This window comes from Sulfurimonas sp. (genome assembly GCF_023228785.1).
Classification (GTDB): domain Bacteria; phylum Campylobacterota; class Campylobacteria; order Campylobacterales; family Sulfurimonadaceae; genus Sulfurimonas.
The window spans coordinates 20878-46741 of record NZ_JALOAN010000017.1 but is presented as its reverse complement, the minus strand read 5'-3'; the positions used below and the strand labels follow the sequence as shown (position 1 = coordinate 46741).

The window sequence follows — 25864 nt, the reverse complement described above, 5'->3', positions numbered from 1 at the left end:
TTTGGCTTAATTACTATGTTGATGGAAAGCGTATTCAAAAATCTACCAAATTAAAAGATACGCCTAAAAATATCAATATCGTGACTAGTAAAATTATACCAGCTTTGGATATAAAAATTGCTACAGTAGAAATATACAAGAAAAAACCTAAAACTTTCGAGTATTATGGAAATATATTTCTACAGCAAAAAGATAGTAATCGAAGTTTTACAGTTAAACAAGAATATTATCTAAGAGTGATTGGGTTTTTTAAAGGTCGTGAAATTGACACGATTACAAGACTAGATATTAAGAGATATCTAACTTCATTAAACATGAAGTCAGTTTCATTAAAAGTTTACAAAAGTTGTGTAAATGAGAGTTGGCGAAATATTGGGTTTGCAGCTTGGTGATTTTAAAAATGGATATATTCATATAAAGAGGACTAGAACCAAAGGAATTATAGGAACTGGCAAAACTATAAACTCAAGAAGAGTAGTTCCTTATCCTAAATATATTTTATCTGAAATCAAAAAGATACAAACAAATAATATTTTCATATTTGGAAATATTGATGATGCTGATAAGTTAAAAAAACGCTGGGCAAAAGTTGTAAAAGATAGCGGAGTTGTAAGACATAAGCTATCTTCTACAAGACATACATTTGCCACATTAATGCTAAAAGATAATATCGTAAGTATTAATGAACTATCGGGACTTCTTGGACACAATAAAGCTAGTACAACACTAGAATATTATGCAAGTATTATAGAGTCTAAAAATATAGATTTAGGTGTTAATTTTTCTTTGTTTGATGATGATAATCGGTTACAAAACGGTGACAGTAAAAGATTAATTAACTATAAAGCCCAGAAACAAGTCAATTTAGGGGTAAGGACTAAACTCACGAAGAGTTTAGTTCTTACCCACTCTATAAGTTTTTTCTTCAATAAGCAGATCATCAAGTATTTTCATAACTGATTTAGATGCTTTTTGCGCATTTTCGAAGTATGTCTTCACATTCTCTGCTTCTTGTGTGCATGTTCCATTTTTAACACACTCAATAGCTTTTTGAATGTTGTCATGAACTTCTTTATGAGGTCCAGCTAGCTTAGCATAACTCGCTGCTTTTCCAAACTTCTCTTTGCCAACACCACTTAAGTACCACTTACCAAGTCTACACTCTGTTTCACTAACAAATTCAGCATCTATTTTTCCATCAAAAATCGTTTTATAGCCATTTGCTTTAAAGAGTAGATGATCTAGCTTAGTTAACACTACAAAAATTTCATATGTTATATTTATAGTCTCTTGTTCTATCTTTCTTGAAGCTATAGTTAGAGCATCTGTCTTTTCATGAAAAATGATCATCTGATCATTTGCACTTTGACTTAGCTCTTCCATAGACTTAGAGTGTTCATGTACTTCTTGAGTGTTTTGTTTTAGACTTTGAACTGTTATCTCTACTTCACTTGTAGCTTTTTGAGTTCTCTCTGCAAGTTTACGGACTTCATCAGCAACGACTGCAAAACCACGTCCATGTTCACCAGCTCGTGCTGCTTCAATTGCCGCATTGAGGGCTAGTAGGTTTGTTTGATCTGAGATGTCTTTTATAAGGCTTATCACATCTGAGATATTCTCAACATTAGAGTTAAGTGTACTTACTTGATCAAATGTACTTGCAATATGTTCTAAAAGAGAGTTCATTGTGCCAGTCATTTCAACTACATCAGTAGAACACTCACTCATATCTTCTTCATTGCTACAGCTTTCATTTTCTATGTCTTGTAGACTTGATAGATTGTCAGCTAAGTTTGACTGTAACTCTTTTAAATCATGTTCACAAGAGTTTGTTAATCCCGTTGTCAGTGCTTTTATAAGGTCATTCATAACTTCGCTTTCGCGATCTTTGCTTATGTCTCGTTCTAGCTCACGTACTTTATCATCAGCTTTTTGCAATGCTTCTTTTAAACTTTCTATCTCTAGATCTTTAGATCTTAAGTCTAATTCTAGCTTTTTCGTATCTTTAAAAAACATTGACACACACCCCATTCTGAGTTTTTTTGTTATATCAGATATAGTACACTTGGTAACATTACAAAGACATAAAAGAATAATTTTTTTTTATATTAGTTCTATCATTTCAGTTACTTTTCCTTGAACAATATTTATGTCTTTCTCAAGCAGTTCTTTCAATTCATCCATTTGCATAACTCCAGATGCTATCAAAGAGATGCCAATCGTGTCGGCTATAAGATTAAGTGAGGCTAGGGCTTGTTTACTTTGAGTTAAAAAGTAATCACTCTGTGCTTTGATGTAAACAGGTCTAAACTCTTGCAAATATTGATAATCTTCGCCCTCTGCGATAAACTCAAAAATTCCCATATCGATATTATATTTATCAAACAGATCTTTATAGCTTTTAACTAAGATAGTGTTTTGTCGCATAAACCTATCTGGCATCTCAATTATAAGCTTAAAAGGAAGAGCTTTAGCATGAGCATCTAAGAGTTTATTCATCCTAGCAAAAACACCTTCTTCTACGAGATAATCATACGGAAGTCTAAGTGAACATAAAGAGTTTTTAAGAGTCATATTTGGAACTTTAAACATCATATCAAGCACATTGTCATATATCTTAGAGCTTAGTCCTAATTGATTTGCTGGAGCCATAAACTGCCCATAATAATATGTCGTCTCTTTATCTACTTTTAAATTTATACTTAAAACATTGTGTGCTATTTTCTTTCTCTTTGCATCTACTACCTTCCATGAAACAAACTTAAATTGATTGTTCTGGACCGCTTCTTTTATAACCTCTCTCCAAGCATCTTTACCCATAACTTCAACCAAGGTTTGTGCTTTAGCTAAATATGTCTTGCTATCGCTAAACTTTGCTTGTGCTAAAGCGTTATCAGATTGTGAAAGAAGCTCTCCGATACTATCTTTGTAGTTGTACTCATACAAACCTAAAGATACATAGGTATGATTTGTATCTAGAGCAAAACCTTCAGTTATTTTTTGACACGATTTATAGATATTTTTTGCTAATTTTAATCCATCTTTATCTAAACAATCAGGAAGCAAGATAGAAAACTCCGTGCCGTTCATTCTCGCGACAATTGAGTTTTCATAGTTACTAGCGTGTGCATCAAATATATTTGCCATTGATAAGAGTAGTTTATCTACCTCTTTGTGTCCTATCTGCTCATTAGCCTCTATCACGCCACTTATAGATATCATCATGTTGATTCCACCTTTTGAAGTAGCATCTATCTTTAGATACTCTGGAAGTTTATCTATTAGGTATTTTCTATTTTTAAGTCCTGTAACTTTGTCTATATACTCAAGTGCCTTTTGATGCTTTAGTTCTTCATTAGCTTTAACTAACATAGCTTTTACTTTTGATACCATATTGTTCATGCCCAAAACTACATCTCTAAACTCTACTGTTGAGGGTATATTTTGCTGAATTATAAACTCATTTCTTATAACTGCTTCAGCCTGTTTTTGCACACCTTTTAGAGGTTTTAAAATAGCAACTAAAAGAAGATTTAACACCACAAGCCCGATAATTGAGATAACACTAAAAGAGATAAGCAGATCTACTAAGATAGAGTATAGTTGTTTGTATGCATATGAGTCATCACTTTGAACGCTTAAGATACCAACCTGACTCCATCCAGCCGAAACATTTGCTGATGCAACTGGTGCTTTGATATTTACAAATTTTAAAAACCAAGATGGCACATCTATGCTCTCTCTTTGAAGCTTTCTATCATATAGGAGAACTTCGTCAACATCTTGAAGCATTATATGACGATAGTTTCCACTGTCAAAGTTAGCATTTATCATAGTTGTCATCATAGAGAGATCGCCATTGGCACCACCCAACGAGAGGCTGAGTGAAGTTGCACTATTTTTAGCATCTTCATAGAGTCTCTCCTCAACTGAATGATTTGCACTTTTAAAGTTTAGTGTTAAAACCGTTGTTAGAAATATAAGCAAAAATATTGATAACATAGATGCTATTTGTTTAAATAGTGTCATATTTTCTTCCTTTTCATGTTTAGTTTTAGTTCATCAAATTTTTTGTGAGCTTTTTGATTTTGAACTTCTTTTCCAGTTTCGGCTCTATACAAGCTCTCTCCATTGAAGTTATAGATAGGTGTTAAATCTTTTCTTTGTGAAGCTTTTAGCACTTTAAAGTTGTTGTTGTCTAAGATAAGTGGTTCACTACGAGGTGTTTCAAAGTAGGTTAAAACCATATGTGCCTCTTTAAATTCGCTTGAGCGAACATAGGTAAAAAATAGTTTTTTTGCATCTACTTTAAGATACAAAAGAGCAAAATATTTAGAGATCACATAGTCTTCACAATCCCCTCTATCTCGTCCTAAAAATTCCCATGGAGTAGCCCAATAATCAGCTTTACCATAAATTTTCATGTCAGAAGAGTATCTTACTTTATTGAAAAATGAATTTACTGTTTCTAACTTTTGTAGATCACTTTTATTTTTTACTTTATCAAGACTTTTTTGAAGATAGAGAAATCTTTTCTTTGCAAAAAGATTATACTTTTTGGTGATCTTCTCTAAAAGAACAGCATCTACATAGGGCTCTGCCCAAAGTGAAGAAATATTAACAAACAGTAGTGATATAACAAAAAAGATTTTCAACTTGACCATTTGATGATTATATCAAAACTTATCTGACAAGATATACAATATTAAAATAGCTTAAGCTTACATCGTAAGCTTGATCATCTTATCTTTAAAACAAATGGATACAAAGCTGTATTTAGAGGGGAAGCTACTGATGAGTTTAAAAGTGATACTGAGTGTAGGCTTGGGAAGTGGTACTTTGATGGAAAAGGTAAAGAAGACTTTGAAATGTGTTCAAGCTATCAAGCATTTGCAACTCAGCATAAAGAAGCAAAATAGTAACTCTTAATACTCCAAGGAGTATTAAGATCTAAATATTTCTAGTTTATTATTGAGCTCTTCTGTCATATTGTTAAGATGTTCAGCTGCTGCGGCTATCTCTTCAACATTTCTAGCGTTTACAATTGAGATCTCATTAATAGTAGAGACTTTTTGCGATATGTCTTCAACATTTTTACCCGTAGATTCAAAATCACTCACTGTTTTATCATTAGCAATAACTGCTAGATTTACAATAGAAACGCTTTCATTTATCTTTATCTCAACTTCAGATGCAGATGTAGCTAGGGCTTGAATATCTTCTGAATTATCACTTATTTGTGTACTTGCTTCAAGGATAGACTGAACTATTACACTTATACTTGCGTTGATCTCTACTAGTGATTTTTGAGTTCTCTCTGCAAGTTTACGGACTTCATCAGCAACAACTGCAAAGCCACGTCCATGTTCACCAGCTCGTGCTGCTTCAATAGCAGCGTTTAGTGCAAGTAGGTTTGTTTGATCTGCAATATCGCCTATAACTTCTAGTATGTTTTTCACTTCATTTGCATCGTGAGAAAGAGTAGTCATTTTATGAGATAGTTCAACTTCTGTTTGTGCAGTTTCTTGAACTTTTGCGTTCATTGCCTTCATCTCATTACGCGCAGTATTTAGGTTTTCATTTGCTCTGATTATCTCTTTTTTACTCTTTTGAGCGTCTGTTATAGAAGTTCGTATCTCCTCTTTGATTTGCGATGCTCTTTGGTTTGCTTCTTGCGTAACTACTACTGATTTCTCAACATTTCCTCCAACGCCTAGAGCTGTAGTAGAGAGTTCATGTGCGATTGATGCATTTTCATTTGAAGAGCGTTTTGTGTTGTCAATGAGATCATGAAGTTGGTGTGTAAAGTTATTGAAACTAACCGCTATGTCATGGATCTCTGTTGGTGCATCTGTATCAACTTTAATAGTTAAATTATGCTCATTTGCAATTTTCAACATAGCTTCTTTAAACTTATTCAATGGTTTATTTATGCCTACTGTGATTATATACCAAGCAACACCCAAACTAATCACAATAGCAATAATTAAAATAAAAATCATCATAGATTCTGAACCATTTAAATCATCTATGCTGTCTTGTGCCATTCGTTTTGTAGCGTTGAACCCTGCAAGACTTACTTCTTCTATCAAAGGAAGAGTGCTAAGAGCAGACTGCACTGTTTTTTCTTTAATTGACTCAATTTGAAGATTTATTGTCATTATCTCTTGAAGATTATCTTTATAAGCGATAGTAGCTTCTTCAAATATTTTAAATGATTCTATATTTTTTGCGTTTCTTGCATCTTTACGAAGTGCTTGGATGGGAGCCAACACTTTTTCAAAATCTTTAAGTGCGTTTTCTAAAATAGTTGCGTCACCACGAGCACTTGCTCTAAAGTTCTCTAAACGAAGTTCTAAGCCACGAATGAGCGCGTCATAAGATATAAAAAGTCTTTCTGTGCGTAGTGGCGTCTCTACTTTAGTTTGAGCCGATTTTCTCATCTGCTTTTGTTGGTTTTTTAGTACTAGTTGAGCATGTTTAGTAAAACTACTTGCCTTTATATCTAGTTCTTTTTCGAGCTCTTTTTTCTTTACAATAAGAGTTTCAACTTCTTGTGTATATGATTTATAGTTATTAATCCCTGATTCAATAAGTGGAAGTTCCTTTGCCAAAACTTTTAAGTTAGGGTATTTTTTAGAGAATTCTTTGAGTTCATTTAATTTTTCATATACATTTAAAACGTGCTTTTGTGCACCTTTTATAATCTCCATATCTTCAGAATAGAGAAATTTTACTATATCAATGCGAGCTTTTGCATAGTTTCTCTCCAAAGATGTAGCAAGACCAACTTCTGCGATATACTCATTATTGAGTTTTTCTGAGTTACTAATGGCACTCGACATACTACCAATGGCAATCATTCCCATAATGACCATTGCCCCTAGGATAATTGCGAATCCTATACTTATCTGCTTGCTTAAACTAATCGTAGACATATTGTTACCCTTGCTGTTCTTAATTGTTTTAGAATTATACAAATGAAATACTTAATGTAAAGGAAGTAAAATAACTATAGTGTCAATAGTTTATCTATTTTGCCTCTTGTTAAACCCAGCTGTTCCCTCTTTAGCATCTACACTCTGTTCTTTTGCATAATGTTTTAAGTAAGTTGGCATAGCTCGTCCTTTTAACTTCATCATATCTTTTATCATAGAAGTTGCTATCAGTTCAGCGCCCAACTTTTTTTCATCTTTAAGATATGAAAAAAGTAGTTCACCTTGCCTCTCAAGCGAGATCTTGTAAGTAGAATCTGTTTGAGTGTAGATCCACGAACTAAAGTTATAAAAACTTCTAAAGACCTCATTTGTGTCCATCCAAAGAAGTTTTACACTCTCTTTAAAATTTGAACTATTATAAAGTAGATCCCAAAATCTAGCAAATCTTTTCATGATTTGGATATCTATAAACGTAAGATTATTATTTTTAAGTATGTCGTATGGCGGAATGTCGCTATAAACCATTCCATGCTCTATGTCATGCCTATTTATAAAGGTTCCAGAGAGTTTTTTAAGTATGCCTATCTGTATCTCACAACTACTAAGAGAGACTAACTCATCAAGATTTGCCCCAAAACTCTCCAAGCTCTCACCAGGTAGTCCAACTATAAGATCTAGATGGATGTGAGCATCTGTCTCATGTTCTAAAAAAGAGATATTCTCTTTTATCTTATCTAGTTTTAGTTGTCTTGAGATGTTTTTTGCCACTTGAGTATTTAGCGTTTGTATGCCAATCTCAAGTTGCAAAGCACCTTTGCTAAAGAGCTTGATCTTCTCTTTTATAGATGAGGGAAAATGATCAGGTATAACTTCAAAGTGTGCAAAATAAGGCTCATCTTTTGCTAAAAAAAAGTCTAAGATTGCGTTTGCACTCTTCATATTTAGGTTAAAAGTTCTATCTACAAATTTAAAAGCTCTAGCACCTCTTTGCCAAAGTTTTTCAAACTCTAACATCACAGCTTCAAGGTCAAAAGCACGAACCCTCTCATCCATAGAGGAGAGACAAAATTCGCACTCAAAAGGACATCCTCTTGAGATCTCTACATAAAGGTAACGGTTTTTTATATCATCATCTGTATAGTACTCATAAGGAAGACAAACATCTTTTAGTGAGGGTAGAGCCATCTTTATAACTCTTTGAGATGCTTTGTTGTCAATTATATCTCTGCAAAGTTTGTAAAAGGCAAAATCTCCCTCGCCTTGAATAATAAAGTCAGCCGCATCAAAGTTAACACGAAAAGGTTCATGAGTGACTTCTGGTCCTCCGAGGATTACTTTGATCTCGGGCGAGACTTTTTTTATAATACTCACTAACTCATGAACTTCTTTAGCATTCCAGATATAGACACCAATACCTATGATTTTTGGAGAGTGTAAGAGTAGTTTTTCAGCTATGGTTTGCAGAGCATCATTTATGCTAAACTCAACAATTTTTGCATCATCGCGTAACTCTTTTAAGTTAGCGTAAAGGTATCTTAGACCAAATGAACTGTGAGTATATCTTGAGTTTAGTGTTGTTAGGATTATCATGTTAGAAGTTTATCATAAAGAAAACAGACTAAGGGAAAAAAGGGGAAGTAACCTTAGTCTGTTTATAAAATTTATAGGATTCTTTGTCTCGATTATGAAAGGGGGAAACACAATTGAGATTTGAGATTATATTTATTATAAGTTAACATAAAGTAAATATCAACTATTTCTCATAAAACTCTTCTATCATATTGTTAAGCTTACTGTAGAGCTTTTCAGATGCTTCTTCCATGGCTTCAAAGTTTTTCAAGATAGTCTTAGGATTGTCAAACTTTAGAGTTGTGCCATTTTTAACAAACTCTAGGTTTTTAAAGACCGATTCATGAACTAATGCGTGAGGCGCTTCCATCTCTCTAAACGCTTTAGTATGTCCAAATCTCTCTTCTCCTGTTTGCGCATACCATTTACCCATACGACAATTTTTATGATCTGCAAAAACTCTTGTTTTATCAGATTCAAGTACAGTTGAGTAAGCATTTGATTTAAAGATAATATGGTCAACTTTAACCAGTGTTGTAAAGAGACGATTTTGAATCTTAACAGCTGATGAGGATGAGAGTTTAGCTAAAGAGTTAAGCTCTGTAAATGTTCCCTCAAATTCATGTATAACATCATTAGAATCTTGTGCAATTTGTGAGATATTATCAGAATTTACTCGCATATCATTTGCATCTTGTTGTAAGGTTGAAATATTTATCTCTATCTCATTTGTAGCTTTTTGAGTTCTCTCGGCAAGTTTTCTTACCTCATCAGCAACAACTGCAAAACCTCGTCCATGTTCACCTGCACGAGCAGCTTCTATGGCAGCATTGAGGGCTAATAAGTTTGTTTGGTCTGCTATATCTTTTATAAGACGAACAACTTCTGAGATCTCTTTTGAACGATTCTCAAGACTAACAATTCCTTCATGACTTGAGCCAATTAACTCTAAGAGTCCACTAAGTCTTTGACCAATATCTACAACACTTGTAAGACTTTTTGAAGATTCTTGTGCAGTTTTATGAGCCACCTCAGCTATCTCATTTGCATCTACTTGAGAAGTGTTTATATCTTCTTGTATAACATTTAACCCAGAACTAATTCCACCACCTAACGTGCTTAGTTTTTGCGCTAATTCTCCTCTTATTTTTGTCTCATAACCATTAGCTATAGAAGTTATCGCAACATTTAAGCTCTTAGAAGTAGTGTTAAATATCCCATGTAAACCTCTTGGATAGGTTCTTCTATAAGTTTTTCCAAGAGAAGCATTTTCTATCGTTGTCTTAGTATCTCTCATAAATGCTTCAAGCTGATCTAGAACATCATTTAAAGCCCATGCTCTAGCAGATAGTGAAGAGTTGTCATCTGGAATATTTGTTACTCTATCTTCTAAATTACCAAGAGCCGCACTTTTTAAAACTCTTTGCATATTTAACCCAAGTGCATCAGTAGGTTCTTTAGAGCTTCCTGCAGGAATAATTGCCGCTACAATAAGAGCAAAAATCACAATCCCAGCCAAAATGAACTCAGATATAACCAAAGCATAAATAACCACACAAATTAGTGCGACAAACAATAATATAGTTCTATTATCCTTGAAGAGAGATGATATATTCATCGTAGCTTACTCCTTTTTCTTTACATATGTCAGTTAAAACTTTAAATGAAGCATCAACACCACTATTTTTCTCAATTTCTATCATCTTTTTATATAGTGGGATAATAATTTCAAGAGCTTCTGGATTTGGTTTTCTTCTTACTGAATAGTAACCTATGATATTGCCTTTTGTATCAGTAGATGCCGTAACATTGGCAAATACCCAGTAGTCATTATTGTTTTTTGTTTTATTGACTATAAAAGCGAAGACCTCTTTTTTTTGAACGATTGTTTCCCACAAATACTTAAAAATAGCCTTTGGCATATCAGGATGTCTTAAAATATTATGAGGCTTTGCCAACAATTCTGATTCGCGGTACTCAGACATATCTATAAATATCTTATTCGTATAGGTCAAACGACCTTTTAAATCTGTTTTAGAGACAATAAAATCATCTTCTTGTAACTCTCTTGTCATAAAATGTCTCTCCGTTTTGTGTTATTTTGTGGCATACTTTTTCTAAATCATTATAACACACATCTTTGATATAATGTTTAATCCCAATCAAGAAACGACTCTAAAAAATGCAATTTATTCTCTCTTTATTTTACTTTTTATACTTTGCAATTATTGGAGTATATATTATATTCTTGCCTAAAGTTCTCTCGATGCTTGGCTATAGTGCTAGTGAGATAGGTATCATATTTGCAGCTGGTCCTCTTGTTAGATTTTTACTCCCTTTCGCTTTTGTCAAAGGTTTAAAACTAAACAACAAAACATTTAATCTAGCCATACTTATAATGCTCGCAAGTAGCATCTCTTTTTATTTTTGTGTAGATACTTTTTATGGACTTTTGCTCTCAAATATAGGTCTTGGCATGGGGCTTAGCGTTATTCTTCCTTTTGTTGAAGTTATTTCTCTAGAGACCATGAAAAAAGAGAGTTATGGAAAGATCAGACTCTTTGGATCTATAGGTTTTATTCTTGTGGCACTTGTCTTAGTTAGGTATTTGAGTTCTGCGCAAATTGCGCTAAATTATTTGTTACTTTTTACGTCTTTAACGGCTATTGTGGCGTTTATCATAGCTAGAAGCGCATCAACAGATCCAAAAGGACATAAACAACAAACAAACGATATAAACCTTTTAGCCGATTGGAAACTATGGCTAGGACTAACACTTATGCAGGTTAGTTTTGGTCCCTTTTACAACTTTTTTACTATCTATGAGACAAATCATGGGATCTCTTTGGATATGACTATATATCTTTGGACTTTTGGCGTAGTTGCGGAGATAATTATGCTCTATTATCAAGGTGGGTTTTTGCGTCAAAACCTACTTTTGATCTTAAAGATCACAACCTTTGCAACTGCGATAAGATGGTTTTTACTATTTCTATTTCCGCAAAACCTTGTGATGCTCTTTTTATCTCAACTTCTTCACGCTCTTAGTTTTGCACTATTTCACTCTGCTGCTATTAGTTACTTGTTTTATCTATACAAACATAAAGCTCTAGCTCAACAGTTCTTCTCTGGTATCACTTATGGTTTAGGCGGATTTGTAGGGGCTTTATATGCTGGGTATGTTTATGAATTGTTTCCAAGATACCTATTTTTAAGTTCGACTTTTATCGCACTTTTGGCATCTTGGTTTATCTATCTGTGGAGTAAAAAACTGCAAATAGCAGTGAAATCTAGTTGTAAAACTAAAAGAGATCCTGAATCAAGTTCAGGATGACGATGAATCAAGTTCAGGATGACGGTAAATCAAGTTCAGGATGACGGTAAATCAAGTTTTGGATGACGATGAATCAAGTTCAGGATGACGATGAATCAAGTTCAGGATGACGCCCTCCCCACCGTCATTCCGTGCTTGACACGGAATCTCTTGTTAGCGCTGCAAAAAAGTCAGAAGTAAAAAACCTTACTAATAATCTATAATCAGGTTAGCTGTAAAAGTTTTATCTGTGTTTTCTTTTCCTGATGGAGGAGTGTTTACATAGTCTACTTTGTAGCTTATACCTGCTGAGAAAGTAGAGTTAAACTTACTAGATAGCGCACTTTTTGAAGTAACAAAAATAACATTAGAATCTTCAAACTCTGATCTATATGAGAGTTCTTGATCAAACTTTAGGTTTGATAAAATCTGCCAACCATAAATACCTTTGATTCTATATGCTGCATATCTATTGATCTGCCCATTTTGTGTTTTTACAACTGCAAGATTGTCAGGGTTTGGATAAGGGATAGCGTTTCCAGCTGCATCATACTTAGTATCTTCTACGCTATCTTGTGAATAAAGCACACTTCCCTCAAAGCTAAGTTTATGATCTTGTGTCTTTATAAATGCATACTTAAGACCCGGACCTGTATAGAACTGATAGTCATAACCTGAAAATTTATCTTTTTTATAGCCAACTAAATAAGTCGCTGATAATCGCTGAGTTAACGAGTAGTTATATCCTAACTCTGTTGTATATTTGTTTTTCGTCTCAATCTTATCATCTGTTGCATACTGAGCATCAAAAGAAAATTCTACAAGATGAACTTTACTCCAGCCTTTTTTTACATTTAGATCTAAGTTAAATGTATCAGTATTTGTATTTCCTTGAGTCTTCATAAAACCTAGCTCTGCACGAGCTATAAGTTTTGCGTGTGGAAGCTTAGCTTGTAAATTTTTTATCTTATCATCAATAGCTGATTTTTGTGCTTTAGCCTCAGCTATTTCTGCCCTTAACTGCTCTTGTGAAACATCATCTGCCATAATTAATGAGCTAGCTACCATGAAACTTAGTACTATTTTTTTCAAATCTTTCCTTTTTTATTTTTGGGTATGAACATCTAGTTGAGGATACGGTATAGAAATACCTTTCTCATCAAATGTTAGTTTTACTATCTCTAATGTGTCAAAATAGACATCCCAGTAATCTTCTGTTTTTGTCCATGCTCTAAAAACAAAGTTCACACTAGAATCTGCTAACTCGCTAACTGCTACAAAAGGTGCAGGTTCGCTTAAAATTCTCTCATCATTTAGCATAATCTGCATCAGTGTCTCTTTTGCAAGCTTTAAATCATCACCATAACCTATACCAAAAGTATGACTTATACGGCGTGTGCTCTTCTTTGAGAAGTTAGTTATATTTGAACTTGTAATAGATGAGTTTGGAACTATAATAGTTCTGTTATCAGCAGGTGAGATCGTAGTTGAGAAGAGATTTATATCTTCTACTGTTCCACTCGCTCCAGCAGCCTCAATAAAGTCTCCAACCTTAAACGGGCGAAAAACTATAATAAGAACTGCCGAACCTATGTTTGAGAGTGAATCTTTAAGCGCTAAACCAACCGCTAAAGATGCCGCACCAATTATTGCAAGAAAAGAGGTTGTATTTATCCCCAGAGCATTTAAAGAGCTCAATATTACAACTACAAGTAGTGAAAAATAGATAATACTCTCTGCAAACTCAACTAAAGTATTGTCTACTTTTGCTTTTATCATAACTCTCTTGCTTAACGCTGTAAGTTTCTCAACTGCCCACTTTCCTACGAAAAAAATGAGTATAGCAGCTATAACTTTTAAGCCATACTGACTCATATATATAAGCACCATATCAAGGTATTTTGATATATCCATTTTATCCTCTCTATCAAAAATTTTGAAATTATAGCAAAACTCTAGTGAGCAACCAGTGAGCTTTTTTCATTTTTCTTTTTCTAGAGACAATTATGATAAATTTGGAGACAGTTAAAGTGATTTTATGATTATAAGATGTACAATAGTATATGAAAGAAAATAAATATATTTATAAAATTAGTTTATTATTTTTAACACTTTCTCCTCTTTATGCCAGTGCACAGGAGAGTAATTCTTCGCTTATATATTGGCTTATTTTAGGCATGATCATTTTAGCACTTGTGTTTGTTTTATACAGATACAGCATCATCGAAGAGTACTCAAAAAATCTACAACAAAACATAGATATTATAGACAAGCATGTGCTTATCTCATATAGCGATAAAAAAGGCAATATTACTTATGCTAGTGAGGCTCTTTGTAAATTAACCGGTTATACAAAAGAGGAGTTGATAGGGAAAAATCATAGGATTTTTAAACATCCAGATACTCCAAAAGCAGTCTTTAAAAAGCTTTGGCAGACCATAACTCAAGGTGAAGTTTTTAAAGGCGAACTTAAAAACATGAACAAAGCAGGGGGAGCTTACTGGATTGATGCAACTATTACACCCATCATAAACAAGTATGGAGAGATAGAAGGCTACAGTGCCATTCGCCAAGATATTACAGATAAAAAATATGCTCAAAAACTCTCTGTAACAGACAAACTAACCCAGATCTACAACAGACTTCATCTAGAAAATATCTTAGCGAAAGAGACGCAAAGAGCTAACAGATATGGAGAGATCTACTCAGTTATTATCATAGATATAGACTACTTTAAATCTGTCAACGATAACCACGGACACGATGCTGGAGATAAGATCCTCATAAGCGTCGTAGAAATTTTAAAGTCAAAGATAAGACAAACAGATGTTTTAGGTCGCTGGGGAGGAGAAGAGTTTCTTATAATTTGTCCTAAGTCAGATATGGATCAAGCCTATATAGTAGCTCAAAAGCTAAGAGTTGCCATACAAGAGTATGAGTTTCCAATTATTGGAAAATTAACCTGTAGTTTCGGTGTTTCTCAGTATAGATCAAAAGATAAAAACTCAGATGCTGTTATAAAAAAAGCAGATGAAGCGCTCTACGATTCAAAAGAAAATGGAAGAAATATGGTGAGCATTAAGTACTAAAGTATCGACATATTTTTTCGCCAATATCCACGACCACCTTTTAGCGAGATGCAGTGGTGTTTGGGAAACTTAAGCCTATACTCCTCAAGTCTATCAAGAGTCGCTTTTCCTGTGTCACAGTAGAAGACAAATACGCTTCCCTCAGGTTCATCTTTTAAAAGAAACGGGTTGTAAACTACAGTTTGGGCTTTATCTATAGGAGAGAGTATAGTATCAATTAGCAAGACTTTTATACCTTGCTCTTTGAGAAGCTTTTTATTTTCTAAAAACTCTTTTTGAGTCCACTCATCACTAAATGTCATTGTTACTTACCTTTTTGCTACTTAACAAGACTATAACACAACTAAGTAATGCTCCCAAAAACACAATGCTGTAGCCAGTTGGTAGATCATAGTAGTAAGAGATGATAATGGCACTTATACTAAAAAACCACCCAAAGGCAAAACTACCAAGATAGACTCTTTTTAGTTTTAAAGAGATGGAAACTAAAGCAGGTGCAATAAGTAGAACAAAAACTACTAAAACGCCAGCCAATGCAACTGAAGAAGTAACCGTAAGTGCCAAGAGAGAGAAGAACATCAACTCTTTTAAAAAGCCACTTGTTTTTGGGTAGATCTTCCATAAGACAAGAGCAATAGCTGCGTAAATGATTGTACTTTTTAGAACTTCTGATGGAGGAGTAAACAAAATATCACTCGCAAGAAGTGACTTAAAGTGTTCCATCCCCTCAGCAGAGTGAGAAAGAACCATCATAATCCCACTAGCTCCAAGCACATAGAGTAGCCCTATAAAAGCTTCAAGTTGCAGTTTTCTTTGAGATGCTATGGCTATAAGAAATGCGCTTAAGAGAGCAAAACTAAGAGTTAGCAGATAAAAATACTCCTCATGAAAGTAACCAAGACTAACTGAAGATCCAAGAGCTGCAAACTGAGCGATGGCTAGATCTGTAAAGATGATGCCTCGCTTTAAGATCCCCATACCAAACCAAGAGTGCATCATAACAAGCACTATAACTAAGGCTATTGGAACTAGTAAAATATCACTCATTTTATAGCACTCGTTAAGTAGTCAAACAAAGAACTTAGATCTCCAATGTTTTCTAATGCTTCAATATCATGAGGCATCAAAACTATCTCGATCCCACTCTTTGATGAGATAAACTTAGCCGTTTTTGTTGAGTGATAGACATCATGCAAGATGCAACAAGGCTTCTCTTTTTTTATAAGTTCTATAAGATCTATAGTATGTCTTGAAGATGGCGGGATCCCTGGAAGTGGCTCAATAGTACCAATGTTTACAAGTCCATAAGCATCGTTAAAATAGGCCAAGTTATCATGAAACTGTATAACTTTTTTACCTTTTTTATCCGCCATTTTTTCTTTCCACTCTTCTATCTTAAGGCTCCACATTTTTTCAAACTCTAGGTAGTTTTTCTCATAAACACTTCTATGCTCTATATCTATAGAGATTAAAAACTTCTCTATAGTCTTTGCTAAAGTTTTGATATTTTCTGGATTTAGATGAAAGTGTGGGTTTCCATCGGGATGTACATCTCCACCTGATCGATCAACTAAAGCTGGTTTATGCAGTAGATCTACATGATGAGAGAGATTTAAAAATGTACTCGCTCCCACTTTTGCTTTTGGGTTTGAGGCTCTATCTATTAGAGGTGGAAGCCAACCGATCTCTAGTTGGGCACCATTCATAATAAGGGCATCAGCAGATCTGACTTTTGAGATAAGCGAAGGACGAGGAACCACGAAGTGTGGATCCCAGTTCCCTTTTGCTAAAACTACACTATTTATATGATCACCACCTATCACTTTTGTTAACGCTCCAATATATGGATAACTAACTGCGATATTTAGATGAGCAAAAAGTGACAATGGTAAGAGTAGTAGTAAAAATTTATTCATTACTGTTCCTTTTGCGGATTATAATTGAGTGTTCTGAACAATTATTAAGTTAGATCCTGAATCAAGTTCAGGATGACGTGTGTTCTGCAGGCTGGCTTGTGTCCCGTCATTCCGTGCTTGACACGGAATCTAATTTATAGCTTAATCAGAGTGTTCAATTAAAAACTATGAGCTCCGTGAGCACCGATGGAGATATTTACTTGAAAAGTAAGAGTATCTATTTTTTGTCTTACATCGTTATCATTATATAGAGCGTTGTTGCGATCATATTGAAGTCTAAATCTTGCAAACTCACTTGTTGAGTACTCGATCATCGCAGAGTATTTATCCATATTAGTTGGCATGTTTTGATTAGTACCAGCTGTTTTTACATCATTTTGATATATTGTGTCATATCTAGCTCCTACTTTCCAGTTTTGGTCATACGCATATATGAGTTGAGAGTAAAGACCTGCTTGTTCTTTTGTAAGATTTACACCATTTGGCTTAGCAGCATTATACATTTTTCCATCCATATCACGCATCAACCACTCACTCTGCCATTTTAGCGAGCTATAAGAATCAAAATAGTGCTTAATAACTAAATCAGCTCCATATATCTTAGAATCGGCACTAAATGCATGTGCATTAGCATCTTTCATATGGTCAATTCTTGATTTTCCTTGTGCATAAGATAAACCACCTAAGATAGTAGTATCTCCAATGTCAAAAGATGCTTTAGCATAAGCGATAAAGAGTGATGGCGCATCAGCTGCTTCAATTTCTGTACCCCCAATAGCAGTTAGATCTATCTCACCATTTCCAAACATCTGCTCATTTTCACCTTGAAGAACTTCAGCTCCTAACATCAAGTAAGTAGAAGTTGGTGCTGTCCATTGAAATTGAGCTCCCTTTTCATTTATGCCGTGCATCCCTAAAAAAGACTCATAAACTAGAGGCATATCTGTAAAATCCCAGTAGTGGTGATGTTGCTCATTTAGATAACCAAAGTTTGAGTTAAACTTTCCACCCTTTACTCTTGTACCATATCCTAGAGCTGTAGTTGTAAAGTAAAGCTCTTCTATCTCAACTCCATTTTCGCTAAAGTGGAAAACTCCATCCATAGTAAAAAATGGATCAACTGAACTTGAGAGAACTAACTCTGCATAGTTTAGATTGAAGCCATTGCTTGCATTGTAAGTTGCATGATCGTGATCATCGTGAGAGTGAGATCCTAAGAGTCCATGAGCAACTCCCGGAACTTCAAGGTGTTCAAGTTCATGATCTTTTTTACTTCTGTCAACATAAGACATATCCATAATCAAAGAGATATCTGGAATAAACTTCGACTGAGCAAAAGTTCTTTTCTCAACTGGCAGAACATCTGCACCAAAAGCCATAACTGCACAAAGTGTGCTTGATAGTAGTATTTTTTTCATAATTGTCCTAAATAGTATAATTTTTTATATTTGAATGCTCCAAATAGGTATCAAGCTAGATCCTGAATCAAGTTCAGGATGACGTGTTTCCCGCAAGACGACGTGTCTTTCGCAAGATGACTTGCGTCTCGCAAGATGACGTGTCCCTCACAGGATGACTTGTTTCCCGCAGGATGACTTGTCTTTCGCAGGATGACTTGTCTCTCGCAAGACGACTTGTGTTCCGTCATTCCGTGCTTGACACGGAATCTAGTTTATAGCTTACTCAGAGTGTTTATTTGTAATAATTTTTTTGTTTTAGGAGTTAGAAGGAGGTGCGCGAGTCTGGTATGAGTGATCTTTTATATGTGTGTGTTTGACTAAAAGTGTAGAACTAATATTGCTAAATCTTACAATCTCAACTTCAGTAAAATCATCGATAATATCCGCTGATACTGAGTGGTTATCAACTACACAGATGAGACATGTAGAGCTATCGTGTTCATGCCCAATATGCTCTAGTTCATGTATAGCAGTAAGAGTTGTAGCAATGATAAATAAAAATGATATCAGCAGTCTTAGTTTCATAAATGAAATTATAGCAGATTTTGATATTTACTCTCATCGTTTTATAAATATTGATAAAATTTAGTAGGTTTTACACTTTCTCTTTTAGCAAAATTATAGTGGCAAAAAGAGATACTACTATCCCAAAAAAGACACTCCAAGTTATAGATACACCATGCCAAAAGTACGACATAACTGCAACAATAGCTGGGCTTAAATATAGATACGCCATAAGTTTTTTAGACCCTAGCAGTGCTGCACTTTTTTGATATAAAAAGAGTGTTAAAATAGTACTAGCAAGGGCTAAGTAGAGTACATAGTAAAAGTAATCACCTTCAATTTTTTCCCACTCAAGAGGAATATTTAAAATTTGCATCGTTAAAAACATAGCGATAGATCCACCTAAAAGCGTACTAAAGACAAAGACCAAAGTCTTATCACCTTTTCTATGCAATACTTTTAAAAATATAGAATAAAATGCCATGCATATAGAACCTAGTAAAAATATTATATCTCCAGAGTTAAGTGAAAAGCTCAAAAATAGATCTAGATCTGCTTTAAAAACAACAATGATCGTGCCAAACATCGCAACAAGATAGACTAAAAATTGTTTTTTACTTATCTTTTCTTTAAAAAAGAAAATACATAAAATCGCAGTTATGAGAGGAATGAGAGTGTAGAGAGTACTTGTATTTAGGACTGTAGTTGTCTCTAAAGCCTTAAACATCCCGATAAAATATAAAGCGTAAAATATACCAACGACAGAACCTCTTAAAAAAGTAGAAGCGAATTTTTGGCGATACTCTTTTTTTATAAAAATTAGAGATAAAACGATAACCGCAATAACAAACCTGTACAAAGTTATAGAGATAGAATCAATAAGTCCAGAGAGTTCTGCTGAGACTAAAAAAGAACTAGCAATCAAGATAGTGGCTATAGAGAGATAGAGGTGAGCGAGTAAAATAATAATGCCTTTTAAAAAAAACAGATTGTATCATATATCTTTATAAAGCTATTTCAAATGATGTTTTTATATAATAGTGCTTAACTTGAGTCATGCAAGTGTATTGCTTTATAGTTAAAATTTAAAATAAGGGATATTTATGAAGATAGTACTATATGCGTTGATAGGTTTTTTACTTATTGGTTGTGGTGATGATGCTTCAACACAAAACAAAGTTGTTGAGAAAAAAACTCAAGTAAAAGAGCAGGTAGAAGAAAATGTAGAGTCAGCGAAAAAAGCAATTACCGAGACTGCACAAGAGGTAAAAGAGACAGCCCAAGAAGTCACAAAAGAAGTAAAAGAAAAAGCTAAAGAGGTGACAAAAGAGCTAAAAGAGACGGCAAAAGAGGCTATAGAAGAAGTCAAACAAAAAGTTGCTGTCACTAAAGATGGATCTACACTTTACAAAACTTGTGCAGCATGTCACGGAGCAGACGCTTCAAAAGCAGCCTTAGGCAAGTCGCAAATCATAAAAGGTTGGTCAGCACAAAAAATTGCTGATGCACTAAATGGTTATAAAAGTGGTACTTATGGTGGAGCGATGAAAGGTCTTATGAGTGGACAAGTTAAAAATCTTAGTCCTGAGGATATTGAAGTTTTATCTCAACATATTTCTAAGTTTTAAAAAATCTTACAAACAAGCCAAGAGTTTTATGCTTCTTGGCTTGTTTAGCTTCACTAAGACATAATCTCTTCGATCGTAATATAATCCCCGACACGACCTGTCATCTGCTCAACGTCAGTGTTTACTGGAAGTGTTTTTTTACCAGGTTTCCAACCAGCTGGACAAACTTCACCAGTTGACTCTGCATGTTGCCACGCTCTTACTTGTCTTAAAAATTCATGTACATTTCTTCCAACCATTGGAGCTTGAACTTCTTGAGCTACTACAGTTCCCTCTGGATTGATTAGAAATCTTCCACGAAGAGCAACACCCTCTTCTTCGATCATTACACCAAATGCACGAGCAACAGTTCCAGTTGGATCTGCACCTATTGTAAGTTTTAGACCTTTTAAAAGTGGTTCAGTCTCTACGAATCTCTTATGAGAGAATTTTGTATCTGTTGAGATTGCTAAGATCTCAGTATTTAACTCTTGAAACTCATCATATTTTGCATTCATTGCCGCTATCTCTGTAGGACATACAAATGTAAAGTCAGCTGGGTAGAAACATACTACTGTCCATTTGCCTTTATAATCTTCGCTTGAAACTTCTGTGTAGTGACCTGTTTTAGAGTCATACGCTTCCATTTTAAACTCTGGTGCTTTTCTTAAAACTAAACTTGAGCTCATATTTTTTTCCTTTTTTTCTATATTATTATCATTGCTAGAAACTACTGTTTCAACTTCTTCTATTGGTTTTGAACCTGAATCACAAGCCATAAACTTTCCTTTATTTTAAAAGTGATGTAAGTATAACTAAAAGATAAATATTATCCTTTAGATAGAACTATTATAATATTTAGTTAAGATTAACATAAGTAAAAATATGGTTATTTTAGTAGTTTTATTATATCTATGTAGCGTTGTTCAACTTCTAGGCGGTCATCTATCTCAAACAAACCTTTATCTGCTCCTCTAGAGATCATCTCTGCATGACGCAAAAGTGCAGTTCTGTCTTCTATGCGATTTGCAGACTCACCAATCACAGCAATAGTCTCTAAAAGACGAATAGTTACAGCGGCACTAGAGTGAGCGTATTGTCTTATTTGGTTGAGTGCTGCGTCCATCATTGTTGAAAAAGTGACAACAGATGTAACCAACCAAAGTTCGCCCTCCTCGTCATAACGATAAGGTAGCGGCATCTTTCGCTCAGTCAAAAGAGATAGTGCAGATCCTAGTCTATCTACACAGGTCATAGCTGTAAAAGGATCGTTTATCCCTGGAGAGAGCGCCCTTAGGGCAATTTCTACTAATTGGTTTACAGTGCACTCTATATCTTGACGAGGGATTCGTTGATTGCCCAGAGTAAATACCCCATGTAGTTGCTTTATGAGCTCTTCATCTACACTTTGTGCAGGCCAAACCATAAGCAATTCTCTCTTAGCTACAACATATTGACCAGGTCGCCTCTTTAGTTCTATCACAATATTTTTCTCTTTAGCCAATGCGAGCAAAACACCATAGTCAACAAACTGTAAATATCCATCTTTATTGGCATCAATAGAGTATGCATCTCTGTGAAGTATTTTTAAAAAGCCATCATCATAACTCTTCTCATGGATCTGCTGGGCACTCTCTTCGTTCTCCTCTTTATCAGGAAAAAGACTCTCAATACCATCTGACAACTCTTTACTTACTCGCATTACAATCTCATTTGCCTGAACTGAGACAGATACATGATGGATGAAATATATCAACACCCCCAAGCTCACAACAGCAAGTATAACACCGAGTGAAACAGAAAAATGTGGAGTTAAAACAACACTTCCCTCTATATTTCTAATGTTTCTCAAAACGAGTAAGCTATAGATAAAAGTAGCGATAAATGTACCTAAAACGACCTGTGTAGTAGTGTCACTCATAAAGTTACGAAGCATACGAGGACCAAACTGGGATGAGGCAAGAGAGAGAGCAACTAGCGTCATGGAGAAGACCACTCCCGTTATAGTAATCATCGAACCAGCAATAGTTCCAAGCACTACGCTAGATCCCTCTGCACTACCTGTAAAACTCCAGTTAAGAGTACGCTCAAACCACTCTGTAACTACTATGTCAAAAGAGAGTGCCATAAAAGCCAATATCATAGCTCCCAGAGCCATGCTGATTGGAATAAACCAGAAACTCGAACGAATACGATCCCAATATTTTAAAATCCGAGTTTTCATTCTCAAACCCCTAGAGTTAAGATAACTTCTTTATTTAACTACATAGTATCATAATAACTTTCTATGTTTTATCAAAAAACTGTTGAGTTGGTTTGCAAACATTTGGGCATCTTTTTGTGAAAATGGCTTTGGTCCACTTGTCATCTCACCACTATCACGGATGCTCTCCATCAAGTTTCGCATTGCAAGGTATTGTTTTATATTGTCAACACTATAGAGCTCTCCACGATGATCAATCGCATGGGCATTTTTGCTAATGACTCTATCTGCAAGAGGAATATCTGCTGTGATGACCAGATCTCCCTCTTTAAGCATCTCGACAATTTTATTGTCAGCCTCATCGGCAAGAGTCTCTACTATGATGTACTCTATATGCTCAGATCTACCTAGATCTATCTTCTTGTTTGCCAAAACATAGGTTTTGATACTGAGTCGCTCAATAGAGCGAAGTAAAATAGGCTTTAAAAGATTAGGAAAAGCATCCCCATCTACATATAGGTTAAGCATTTAAAACTCCGTTTATCAATTTTCTTTCCCTCGCTCCCATCGCTCTGCGTGGGAGTGTATATATTCTCATCCATTTTTACAGCTTAGCCAAGGCTTATATGCATTCCCACGTGGAACGATGAGAACGAGAAACATCTACAACAGATATATACCATTTTTCCTGCTCTTCATCCCAAAGAGTACGCACCTTTTTCTCTTCAAAGAGCTTGATTGATTCATTTGGCTTCATCGGTTTTTCCTTTAGCAATCATTTAGGGCATTATAACTTTTTAAAAAAATCTTCTAAAAAAGTATTGCAATTTGTTGTGTTTAATTCTAATTTTATTTTTTTGTGTCTTTTCTAACTGATGTTATAAATTGATAATATAAATATCCTAGTAGTATTTTATTAGTAAATAAAATAACAGAGAATTTTTCATCAAAAACTTTTTGATTCAAAATATTTGTAAATTGTAAAATACTTTCAAATGAAAACTCTTTTCCTATTAATACATAAAATAAACTAACGATACAAATTGAACTGATAGCTACAAAATATTTGCTATTAGTCACAAATGAAAATAAAATTAATATTAGATGTAAACTTCCTGATATTATAAAAACATCAAATGCAAAAACTCCTTGTCTTATAAATCCTATGTTTGTATGCATACTAATACTTATAATCCAAATTAAAGGTAACAAGTAATCTCTAGAGTGCCTTGAAGTTAATCCATGAAAAAAGAAAATTATAAAACTTAAAAAAATATCCATACTTTTGTAAAAATCTTTTTTTAATTCATTTTCTCTTGCAGATAATTCAATACTATGAAATTTATTGGCATCAATTCTATTACCTATTTTTTCAAAGGAATGTTTTATTTGTCTAGAAGTTTTACGAGATATTTTATTTATATTTATATCAAACTTAAACTCTTCAAAATTTGTTTCATCTGGGATTTTTGCTGAGTCAAGATTTATTGTATTTAAATATTCCACATTATAAAAATCTAATCTTATTTCAAATGTAGTATTTTCAAGATTAAAATAATTCTTAACAAGAATATTTTTTAGTATAGTATTTTTAATAGAAGTATCATTTAAAAAAAGTTCTTCAAGTTTTAAATCTTTTAGTTTGAAAAAATTATTAATTTTACTGCCAGCTGTGTTAATGTTTCGTATGATTTTATTATTGCTTTTATTGCCAACTATATTCAAGTTTTCAATTAAACTCATTTGAATTCTTAAAGATGGAATATCACAATCTACAATATCAATATTATCAAATTTGACATTAGTTATATACAGTTCGCCAATAATTAATGTATTAACTACTTTGAATTCTTGTAGTGTAAATTTATTTTGTTCATATGAAGTAATATTTGTATTATCATAAAATATACACTCTGATAAAAGAATATTATTAGGAGCAAGTTTTTCAAGAACTTGACTAAGTAAAAATGGTGTTTCTTTAGATATAGGAAAATGTATTTTTTCAATAGTAAGCTCTTTTGTTTTATTTTTAGAATATATTTCAATAAAAGTATTCCAAAAAAAATCTAATTTAGATTTTTCAATGTCTAATGTATTTTGTTCAGGGCCGAAAATTAGAGAGTCCTGAATAGAATACCAATTATTTTTGTTGCAATGTAAAATACATTTTTTATTTTGGAAAACTTGTAAATTACAATTTTCTTCGATACAGCTCATATCTAAATCTCCTCCACAATCTTTATCTCTTTCTCTGTTTTGTGTTTTCGAGATTTTAATTCTTCTTTAGTGAAGTTTTTTAGAACTGACTTTTGAAACATTGACATATATAACCTCTTGATGGGATCTGATGAAGTTTATTTTATCTAAAAGTAACTGAGAGTGTTTATTTCTCTATAAGCGAGTTTTCATTGCCTTGGATCTTAGCTATTCTTCTGTTTCGCTCTCTCTCCCACTCTGTTGCTGGGTAAGTTTTATGCCAAGCTTCAAACTTTTGCATCTCTTGTTTTGAGAGCTTCATCTCGTACTGCTTGTTAAAGTAGAGATAGGTTCTTGCTATTGTGCCTCTTAGATCTTCTCTTACATTTACTCGTTTTGCTTTAAAGTTTACTTCAAACTTACACTCTCCATATTGAGTACCCTGTGCGATCTCAAAGTCAAAGCGGTAGTTACTTCTATCAGCGTTTAACTCTCCTATGGCAGGGTATAGATTGTGCAGATCTGCTTGCATGATGCGGTACTTTTTCTCTACTTTTTCACAACACTTTCTGCCTTTATACTTCTTGCCTTTTGAGTTAACGCACTTAGCATCGCCATCTCTCCAACAACTAAAGTGCCGACCAAAGTTCTCAGCAGGGATGAGATGCTCCCACTCGATGCGTCTAGCTCTTTGGTTTTTATTACCCTTTTTTGTGTACTCGTTTCTTGGAGTGTAGCCACAACTTTTTCTATCTATCATATTGTTTTTATCTTTGTAGTTGTATTTACATTCACAATAGATTGTTACTTGCTTGTCTTTGTAGATCTTACGAAGCTCTTTTTTTGACTTTGAAAAAGATTCATTTTGAGCAACTAGCCCACTCACACCAAAGAGTAAAAAGATAAAAACTAAAACCAATTTTTTAAAGTTAAAAACAACTCGTTCATTTTCGTTTATATACACGCTATAGCCTCCTGAAATAGGGCTGCAAGTATATACTAACGATCTAAAAAGAAGCTTCTAATTTTCTCTGATTTTTATAGTTCTTATAGCAATTTTTATAAGTGG

The 25864-nt window shown here is 34.0% G+C and carries 26 protein-coding genes and 1 pseudogene; 6 read left to right on the top strand and 21 right to left on the bottom strand.

The window, feature by feature from the left end:
* A pseudogene (locus M0Q24_RS06060) lies at positions 1 to 392 on the top strand (hypothetical protein); the annotation flags it as partial.
* Positions 355 to 960 carry a site-specific integrase gene (locus M0Q24_RS06055; RefSeq protein WP_295048460.1) on the top strand — a complete coding sequence of 202 codons (606 nt, stop codon included), beginning with the start codon at positions 355 to 357 and terminating at the stop codon, positions 958 to 960. The pseudogene M0Q24_RS06060 and the gene M0Q24_RS06055, both read left to right, overlap by 38 nt.
* On the opposite strand, the gene M0Q24_RS06050 is transcribed toward M0Q24_RS06055, so the two are convergent.
* The 3 genes from M0Q24_RS06050 to M0Q24_RS06040 all read right to left on the bottom strand — a co-directional run bounded on the left by M0Q24_RS06050 (position 895) and on the right by M0Q24_RS06040 (position 4664).
* On the bottom strand, positions 895 to 2016 hold the full coding sequence (locus M0Q24_RS06050; RefSeq protein ID WP_295048458.1) for a methyl-accepting chemotaxis protein: 1122 nt from the start codon (positions 2014 to 2016) through the stop codon (positions 895 to 897). The two genes, M0Q24_RS06055 and M0Q24_RS06050, sit on opposite strands and share 66 nt — an antisense overlap.
* Positions 2017 to 2103: 87 nt before the next feature.
* On the bottom strand, positions 2104 to 4029 hold the full coding sequence (locus M0Q24_RS06045; RefSeq protein ID WP_295048457.1) for a LapD/MoxY N-terminal periplasmic domain-containing protein: 1926 nt from the start codon (positions 4027 to 4029) through the stop codon (positions 2104 to 2106).
* The gene (locus M0Q24_RS06040; protein ID WP_295048455.1) at positions 4026 to 4664 is read right to left on the bottom strand and encodes a transglutaminase-like cysteine peptidase; all 639 of its coding nucleotides are present in this window, start codon (positions 4662 to 4664) and stop codon (positions 4026 to 4028) included. Before M0Q24_RS06040 ends, M0Q24_RS06045 begins: the two co-directional genes overlap by 4 nt.
* A gap of 81 nt (positions 4665 to 4745) precedes the next feature.
* Here M0Q24_RS06040 and M0Q24_RS06035 point away from each other — a divergent pair, with 81 nt between their 5' ends.
* Positions 4746 to 4919: a CZB domain-containing protein gene (locus M0Q24_RS06035; RefSeq protein WP_295048464.1), complete on the top strand. Its 174-nt coding sequence runs from the start codon at positions 4746 to 4748 to the stop codon at positions 4917 to 4919.
* 24 nt (positions 4920 to 4943) lie between these two features.
* On the opposite strand, the gene M0Q24_RS06030 is transcribed toward M0Q24_RS06035, so the two are convergent.
* The 4 genes from M0Q24_RS06030 to M0Q24_RS06015 form a co-directional block, all read right to left on the bottom strand.
* On the bottom strand, positions 4944 to 6938 hold the full coding sequence (locus tag M0Q24_RS06030; protein WP_295048453.1) for a methyl-accepting chemotaxis protein: 1995 nt from the start codon (positions 6936 to 6938) through the stop codon (positions 4944 to 4946).
* A 90-nt stretch (positions 6939 to 7028) separates the two neighbouring features.
* Positions 7029 to 8528 (bottom strand): B12-binding domain-containing radical SAM protein, encoded by a 1500-nt coding sequence (locus M0Q24_RS06025; protein ID WP_295048450.1) that lies wholly within the window; start codon positions 8526 to 8528, stop codon positions 7029 to 7031.
* A gap of 163 nt (positions 8529 to 8691) precedes the next feature.
* The gene (locus M0Q24_RS06020; protein WP_295048448.1) at positions 8692 to 10125 is read right to left on the bottom strand and encodes a methyl-accepting chemotaxis protein; all 1434 of its coding nucleotides are present in this window, start codon (positions 10123 to 10125) and stop codon (positions 8692 to 8694) included.
* On the bottom strand, positions 10097 to 10582 hold the full coding sequence (locus M0Q24_RS06015) for a PAS domain-containing protein (protein ID WP_295048446.1): 486 nt from the start codon (positions 10580 to 10582) through the stop codon (positions 10097 to 10099). The genes M0Q24_RS06020 and M0Q24_RS06015 overlap by 29 nt, the downstream gene beginning before the upstream one ends.
* A gap of 107 nt (positions 10583 to 10689) precedes the next feature.
* Here M0Q24_RS06015 and M0Q24_RS06010 point away from each other — a divergent pair, with 107 nt between their 5' ends.
* Positions 10690 to 11841 carry an MFS transporter gene (locus M0Q24_RS06010; RefSeq protein ID WP_295048444.1) on the top strand — a complete coding sequence of 384 codons (1152 nt, stop codon included), beginning with the start codon at positions 10690 to 10692 and terminating at the stop codon, positions 11839 to 11841.
* A gap of 189 nt (positions 11842 to 12030) precedes the next feature.
* Here M0Q24_RS06010 and M0Q24_RS06005 read toward each other — a convergent pair whose 3' ends face one another.
* Positions 12031 to 12912 (bottom strand): DUF481 domain-containing protein, encoded by an 882-nt coding sequence (locus tag M0Q24_RS06005; RefSeq protein ID WP_295048442.1) that lies wholly within the window; start codon positions 12910 to 12912, stop codon positions 12031 to 12033.
* Between the two features lie 12 nt (positions 12913 to 12924).
* Positions 12925 to 13734: a mechanosensitive ion channel domain-containing protein gene (locus tag M0Q24_RS06000; RefSeq protein ID WP_295048440.1), complete on the bottom strand. Its 810-nt coding sequence runs from the start codon at positions 13732 to 13734 to the stop codon at positions 12925 to 12927.
* A 263-nt stretch (positions 13735 to 13997) separates the two neighbouring features.
* Here M0Q24_RS06000 and M0Q24_RS05995 point away from each other — a divergent pair, with 263 nt between their 5' ends.
* Positions 13998 to 14909, top strand: a complete 912-nt coding sequence (locus M0Q24_RS05995) for a diguanylate cyclase (protein WP_295048439.1) — start codon at positions 13998 to 14000, stop codon at positions 14907 to 14909.
* Here M0Q24_RS05995 and M0Q24_RS05990 read toward each other — a convergent pair.
* The 6 genes from M0Q24_RS05990 to M0Q24_RS05965 all read right to left on the bottom strand — a co-directional run bounded on the left by M0Q24_RS05990 (position 14906) and on the right by M0Q24_RS05965 (position 19753).
* Positions 14906 to 15211: a hypothetical protein gene (locus M0Q24_RS05990; RefSeq protein ID WP_295048438.1), complete on the bottom strand. Its 306-nt coding sequence runs from the start codon at positions 15209 to 15211 to the stop codon at positions 14906 to 14908. The genes M0Q24_RS05995 and M0Q24_RS05990 overlap by 4 nt on opposite strands.
* Positions 15201 to 15956 (bottom strand): metal ABC transporter permease, encoded by a 756-nt coding sequence (locus M0Q24_RS05985; RefSeq protein WP_295048436.1) that lies wholly within the window; start codon positions 15954 to 15956, stop codon positions 15201 to 15203. The genes M0Q24_RS05990 and M0Q24_RS05985 overlap by 11 nt, the downstream gene beginning before the upstream one ends.
* A complete protein-coding gene (locus M0Q24_RS05980; RefSeq protein ID WP_295048434.1) occupies positions 15953 to 16825 on the bottom strand; it encodes a zinc ABC transporter substrate-binding protein in 873 nt (290 codons plus the stop codon). The genes M0Q24_RS05985 and M0Q24_RS05980 overlap by 4 nt, the downstream gene beginning before the upstream one ends.
* A 158-nt stretch (positions 16826 to 16983) precedes the next feature.
* Positions 16984 to 18243 carry a hypothetical protein gene (locus M0Q24_RS05975; protein ID WP_295048432.1) on the bottom strand — a complete coding sequence of 420 codons (1260 nt, stop codon included), beginning with the start codon at positions 18241 to 18243 and terminating at the stop codon, positions 16984 to 16986.
* A 297-nt stretch (positions 18244 to 18540) separates the two neighbouring features.
* On the bottom strand, positions 18541 to 18810 hold the full coding sequence (locus tag M0Q24_RS05970; RefSeq protein WP_295048430.1) for a hypothetical protein: 270 nt from the start codon (positions 18808 to 18810) through the stop codon (positions 18541 to 18543).
* A 70-nt stretch (positions 18811 to 18880) separates the two neighbouring features.
* Positions 18881 to 19753, bottom strand: coding sequence for a DMT family transporter (locus M0Q24_RS05965; protein WP_295048462.1), 873 nt, complete (start codon positions 19751 to 19753; stop codon positions 18881 to 18883).
* Between the two features lie 139 nt (positions 19754 to 19892).
* Between M0Q24_RS05965 and M0Q24_RS05960 the strand changes: the two genes are divergently transcribed.
* Positions 19893 to 20417: a c-type cytochrome gene (locus tag M0Q24_RS05960; protein ID WP_295048428.1), complete on the top strand. Its 525-nt coding sequence runs from the start codon at positions 19893 to 19895 to the stop codon at positions 20415 to 20417.
* Between the two features lie 53 nt (positions 20418 to 20470).
* Here M0Q24_RS05960 and M0Q24_RS05955 read toward each other — a convergent pair whose 3' ends face one another.
* From M0Q24_RS05955 to M0Q24_RS05930, 6 genes are all read right to left on the bottom strand, one after another.
* Positions 20471 to 21175, bottom strand: coding sequence for a peroxiredoxin (locus tag M0Q24_RS05955; RefSeq protein WP_295048426.1), 705 nt, complete (start codon positions 21173 to 21175; stop codon positions 20471 to 20473).
* Positions 21176 to 21285: 110 nt separating this feature from the next.
* Positions 21286 to 22620 carry a DUF2254 domain-containing protein gene (locus M0Q24_RS05950; RefSeq protein WP_295048424.1) on the bottom strand — a complete coding sequence of 445 codons (1335 nt, stop codon included), beginning with the start codon at positions 22618 to 22620 and terminating at the stop codon, positions 21286 to 21288.
* 48 nt (positions 22621 to 22668) lie between these two features.
* A complete protein-coding gene (locus tag M0Q24_RS05945) occupies positions 22669 to 23127 on the bottom strand; it encodes a YaiI/YqxD family protein (RefSeq protein ID WP_295048421.1) in 459 nt (152 codons plus the stop codon).
* 94 nt (positions 23128 to 23221) lie between these two features.
* Complete coding sequence (locus M0Q24_RS05940; RefSeq protein ID WP_295048419.1) at positions 23222 to 23356, bottom strand: hypothetical protein; 135 nt, start codon at positions 23354 to 23356, stop codon at positions 23222 to 23224.
* A 92-nt stretch (positions 23357 to 23448) separates the two neighbouring features.
* A complete protein-coding gene (locus M0Q24_RS05935) occupies positions 23449 to 24816 on the bottom strand; it encodes a hypothetical protein (RefSeq protein ID WP_295048417.1) in 1368 nt (455 codons plus the stop codon).
* Between the two features lie 166 nt (positions 24817 to 24982).
* Positions 24983 to 25759, bottom strand: coding sequence for an endonuclease (locus M0Q24_RS05930; RefSeq protein WP_295048415.1), 777 nt, complete (start codon positions 25757 to 25759; stop codon positions 24983 to 24985).
* Between the last annotated feature and the right edge of the window lie 105 nt (positions 25760 to 25864).

Bases quoted from the DNA above. Each gene is read 5' to 3' on its own strand.
- M0Q24_RS06050 (WP_295048458.1), bottom strand. From the start codon at position 2,016: ATGTTTTTTAAAGATACGAAAAAGCTAGAATTAGACTTAAGATCTAAA.
- M0Q24_RS05980 (WP_295048434.1), bottom strand. From the start codon at position 16,825: ATGAATAAATTTTTACTACTACTCTTACCATTGTCACTTTTTGCTCAT.
- M0Q24_RS05940 (WP_295048419.1), bottom strand. From the start codon at position 23,356: ATGAAGCCAAATGAATCAATCAAGCTCTTTGAAGAGAAAAAGGTGCGT.
- M0Q24_RS05955 (WP_295048426.1), bottom strand. From the start codon at position 21,175: ATGGCTTGTGATTCAGGTTCAAAACCAATAGAAGAAGTTGAAACAGTA.
- M0Q24_RS05990 (WP_295048438.1), bottom strand. From the start codon at position 15,211: ATGACATTTAGTGATGAGTGGACTCAAAAAGAGTTTTTAGAAAATAAA.
- M0Q24_RS06055 (WP_295048460.1), top strand. From the start codon at position 355: ATGAGAGTTGGCGAAATATTGGGTTTGCAGCTTGGTGATTTTAAAAAT.
- M0Q24_RS06025 (WP_295048450.1), bottom strand. From the start codon at position 8,528: ATGATAATCCTAACAACACTAAACTCAAGATATACTCACAGTTCATTT.
- M0Q24_RS06040 (WP_295048455.1), bottom strand. From the start codon at position 4,664: ATGGTCAAGTTGAAAATCTTTTTTGTTATATCACTACTGTTTGTTAAT.
- M0Q24_RS05975 (WP_295048432.1), bottom strand. From the start codon at position 18,243: ATGAAAAAAATACTACTATCAAGCACACTTTGTGCAGTTATGGCTTTT.
- M0Q24_RS05995 (WP_295048439.1), top strand. From the start codon at position 13,998: ATGATCATTTTAGCACTTGTGTTTGTTTTATACAGATACAGCATCATC.
- M0Q24_RS06015 (WP_295048446.1), bottom strand. From the start codon at position 10,582: ATGACAAGAGAGTTACAAGAAGATGATTTTATTGTCTCTAAAACAGAT.
- M0Q24_RS05985 (WP_295048436.1), bottom strand. From the start codon at position 15,956: ATGAGTGATATTTTACTAGTTCCAATAGCCTTAGTTATAGTGCTTGTT.
- M0Q24_RS06010 (WP_295048444.1), top strand. From the start codon at position 10,690: ATGCAATTTATTCTCTCTTTATTTTACTTTTTATACTTTGCAATTATT.
- M0Q24_RS05950 (WP_295048424.1), bottom strand. From the start codon at position 22,620: ATGAAAACTCGGATTTTAAAATATTGGGATCGTATTCGTTCGAGTTTC.
- M0Q24_RS06045 (WP_295048457.1), bottom strand. From the start codon at position 4,029: ATGACACTATTTAAACAAATAGCATCTATGTTATCAATATTTTTGCTT.
- M0Q24_RS05945 (WP_295048421.1), bottom strand. From the start codon at position 23,127: ATGCTTAACCTATATGTAGATGGGGATGCTTTTCCTAATCTTTTAAAG.
- M0Q24_RS06000 (WP_295048440.1), bottom strand. From the start codon at position 13,734: ATGGATATATCAAAATACCTTGATATGGTGCTTATATATATGAGTCAG.
- M0Q24_RS05960 (WP_295048428.1), top strand. From the start codon at position 19,893: ATGAAGATAGTACTATATGCGTTGATAGGTTTTTTACTTATTGGTTGT.
- M0Q24_RS05935 (WP_295048417.1), bottom strand. From the start codon at position 24,816: ATGAGCTGTATCGAAGAAAATTGTAATTTACAAGTTTTCCAAAATAAA.
- M0Q24_RS06020 (WP_295048448.1), bottom strand. From the start codon at position 10,125: ATGAATATATCATCTCTCTTCAAGGATAATAGAACTATATTATTGTTT.
- M0Q24_RS06030 (WP_295048453.1), bottom strand. From the start codon at position 6,938: ATGTCTACGATTAGTTTAAGCAAGCAGATAAGTATAGGATTCGCAATT.
- M0Q24_RS05970 (WP_295048430.1), bottom strand. From the start codon at position 18,810: ATGAAACTAAGACTGCTGATATCATTTTTATTTATCATTGCTACAACT.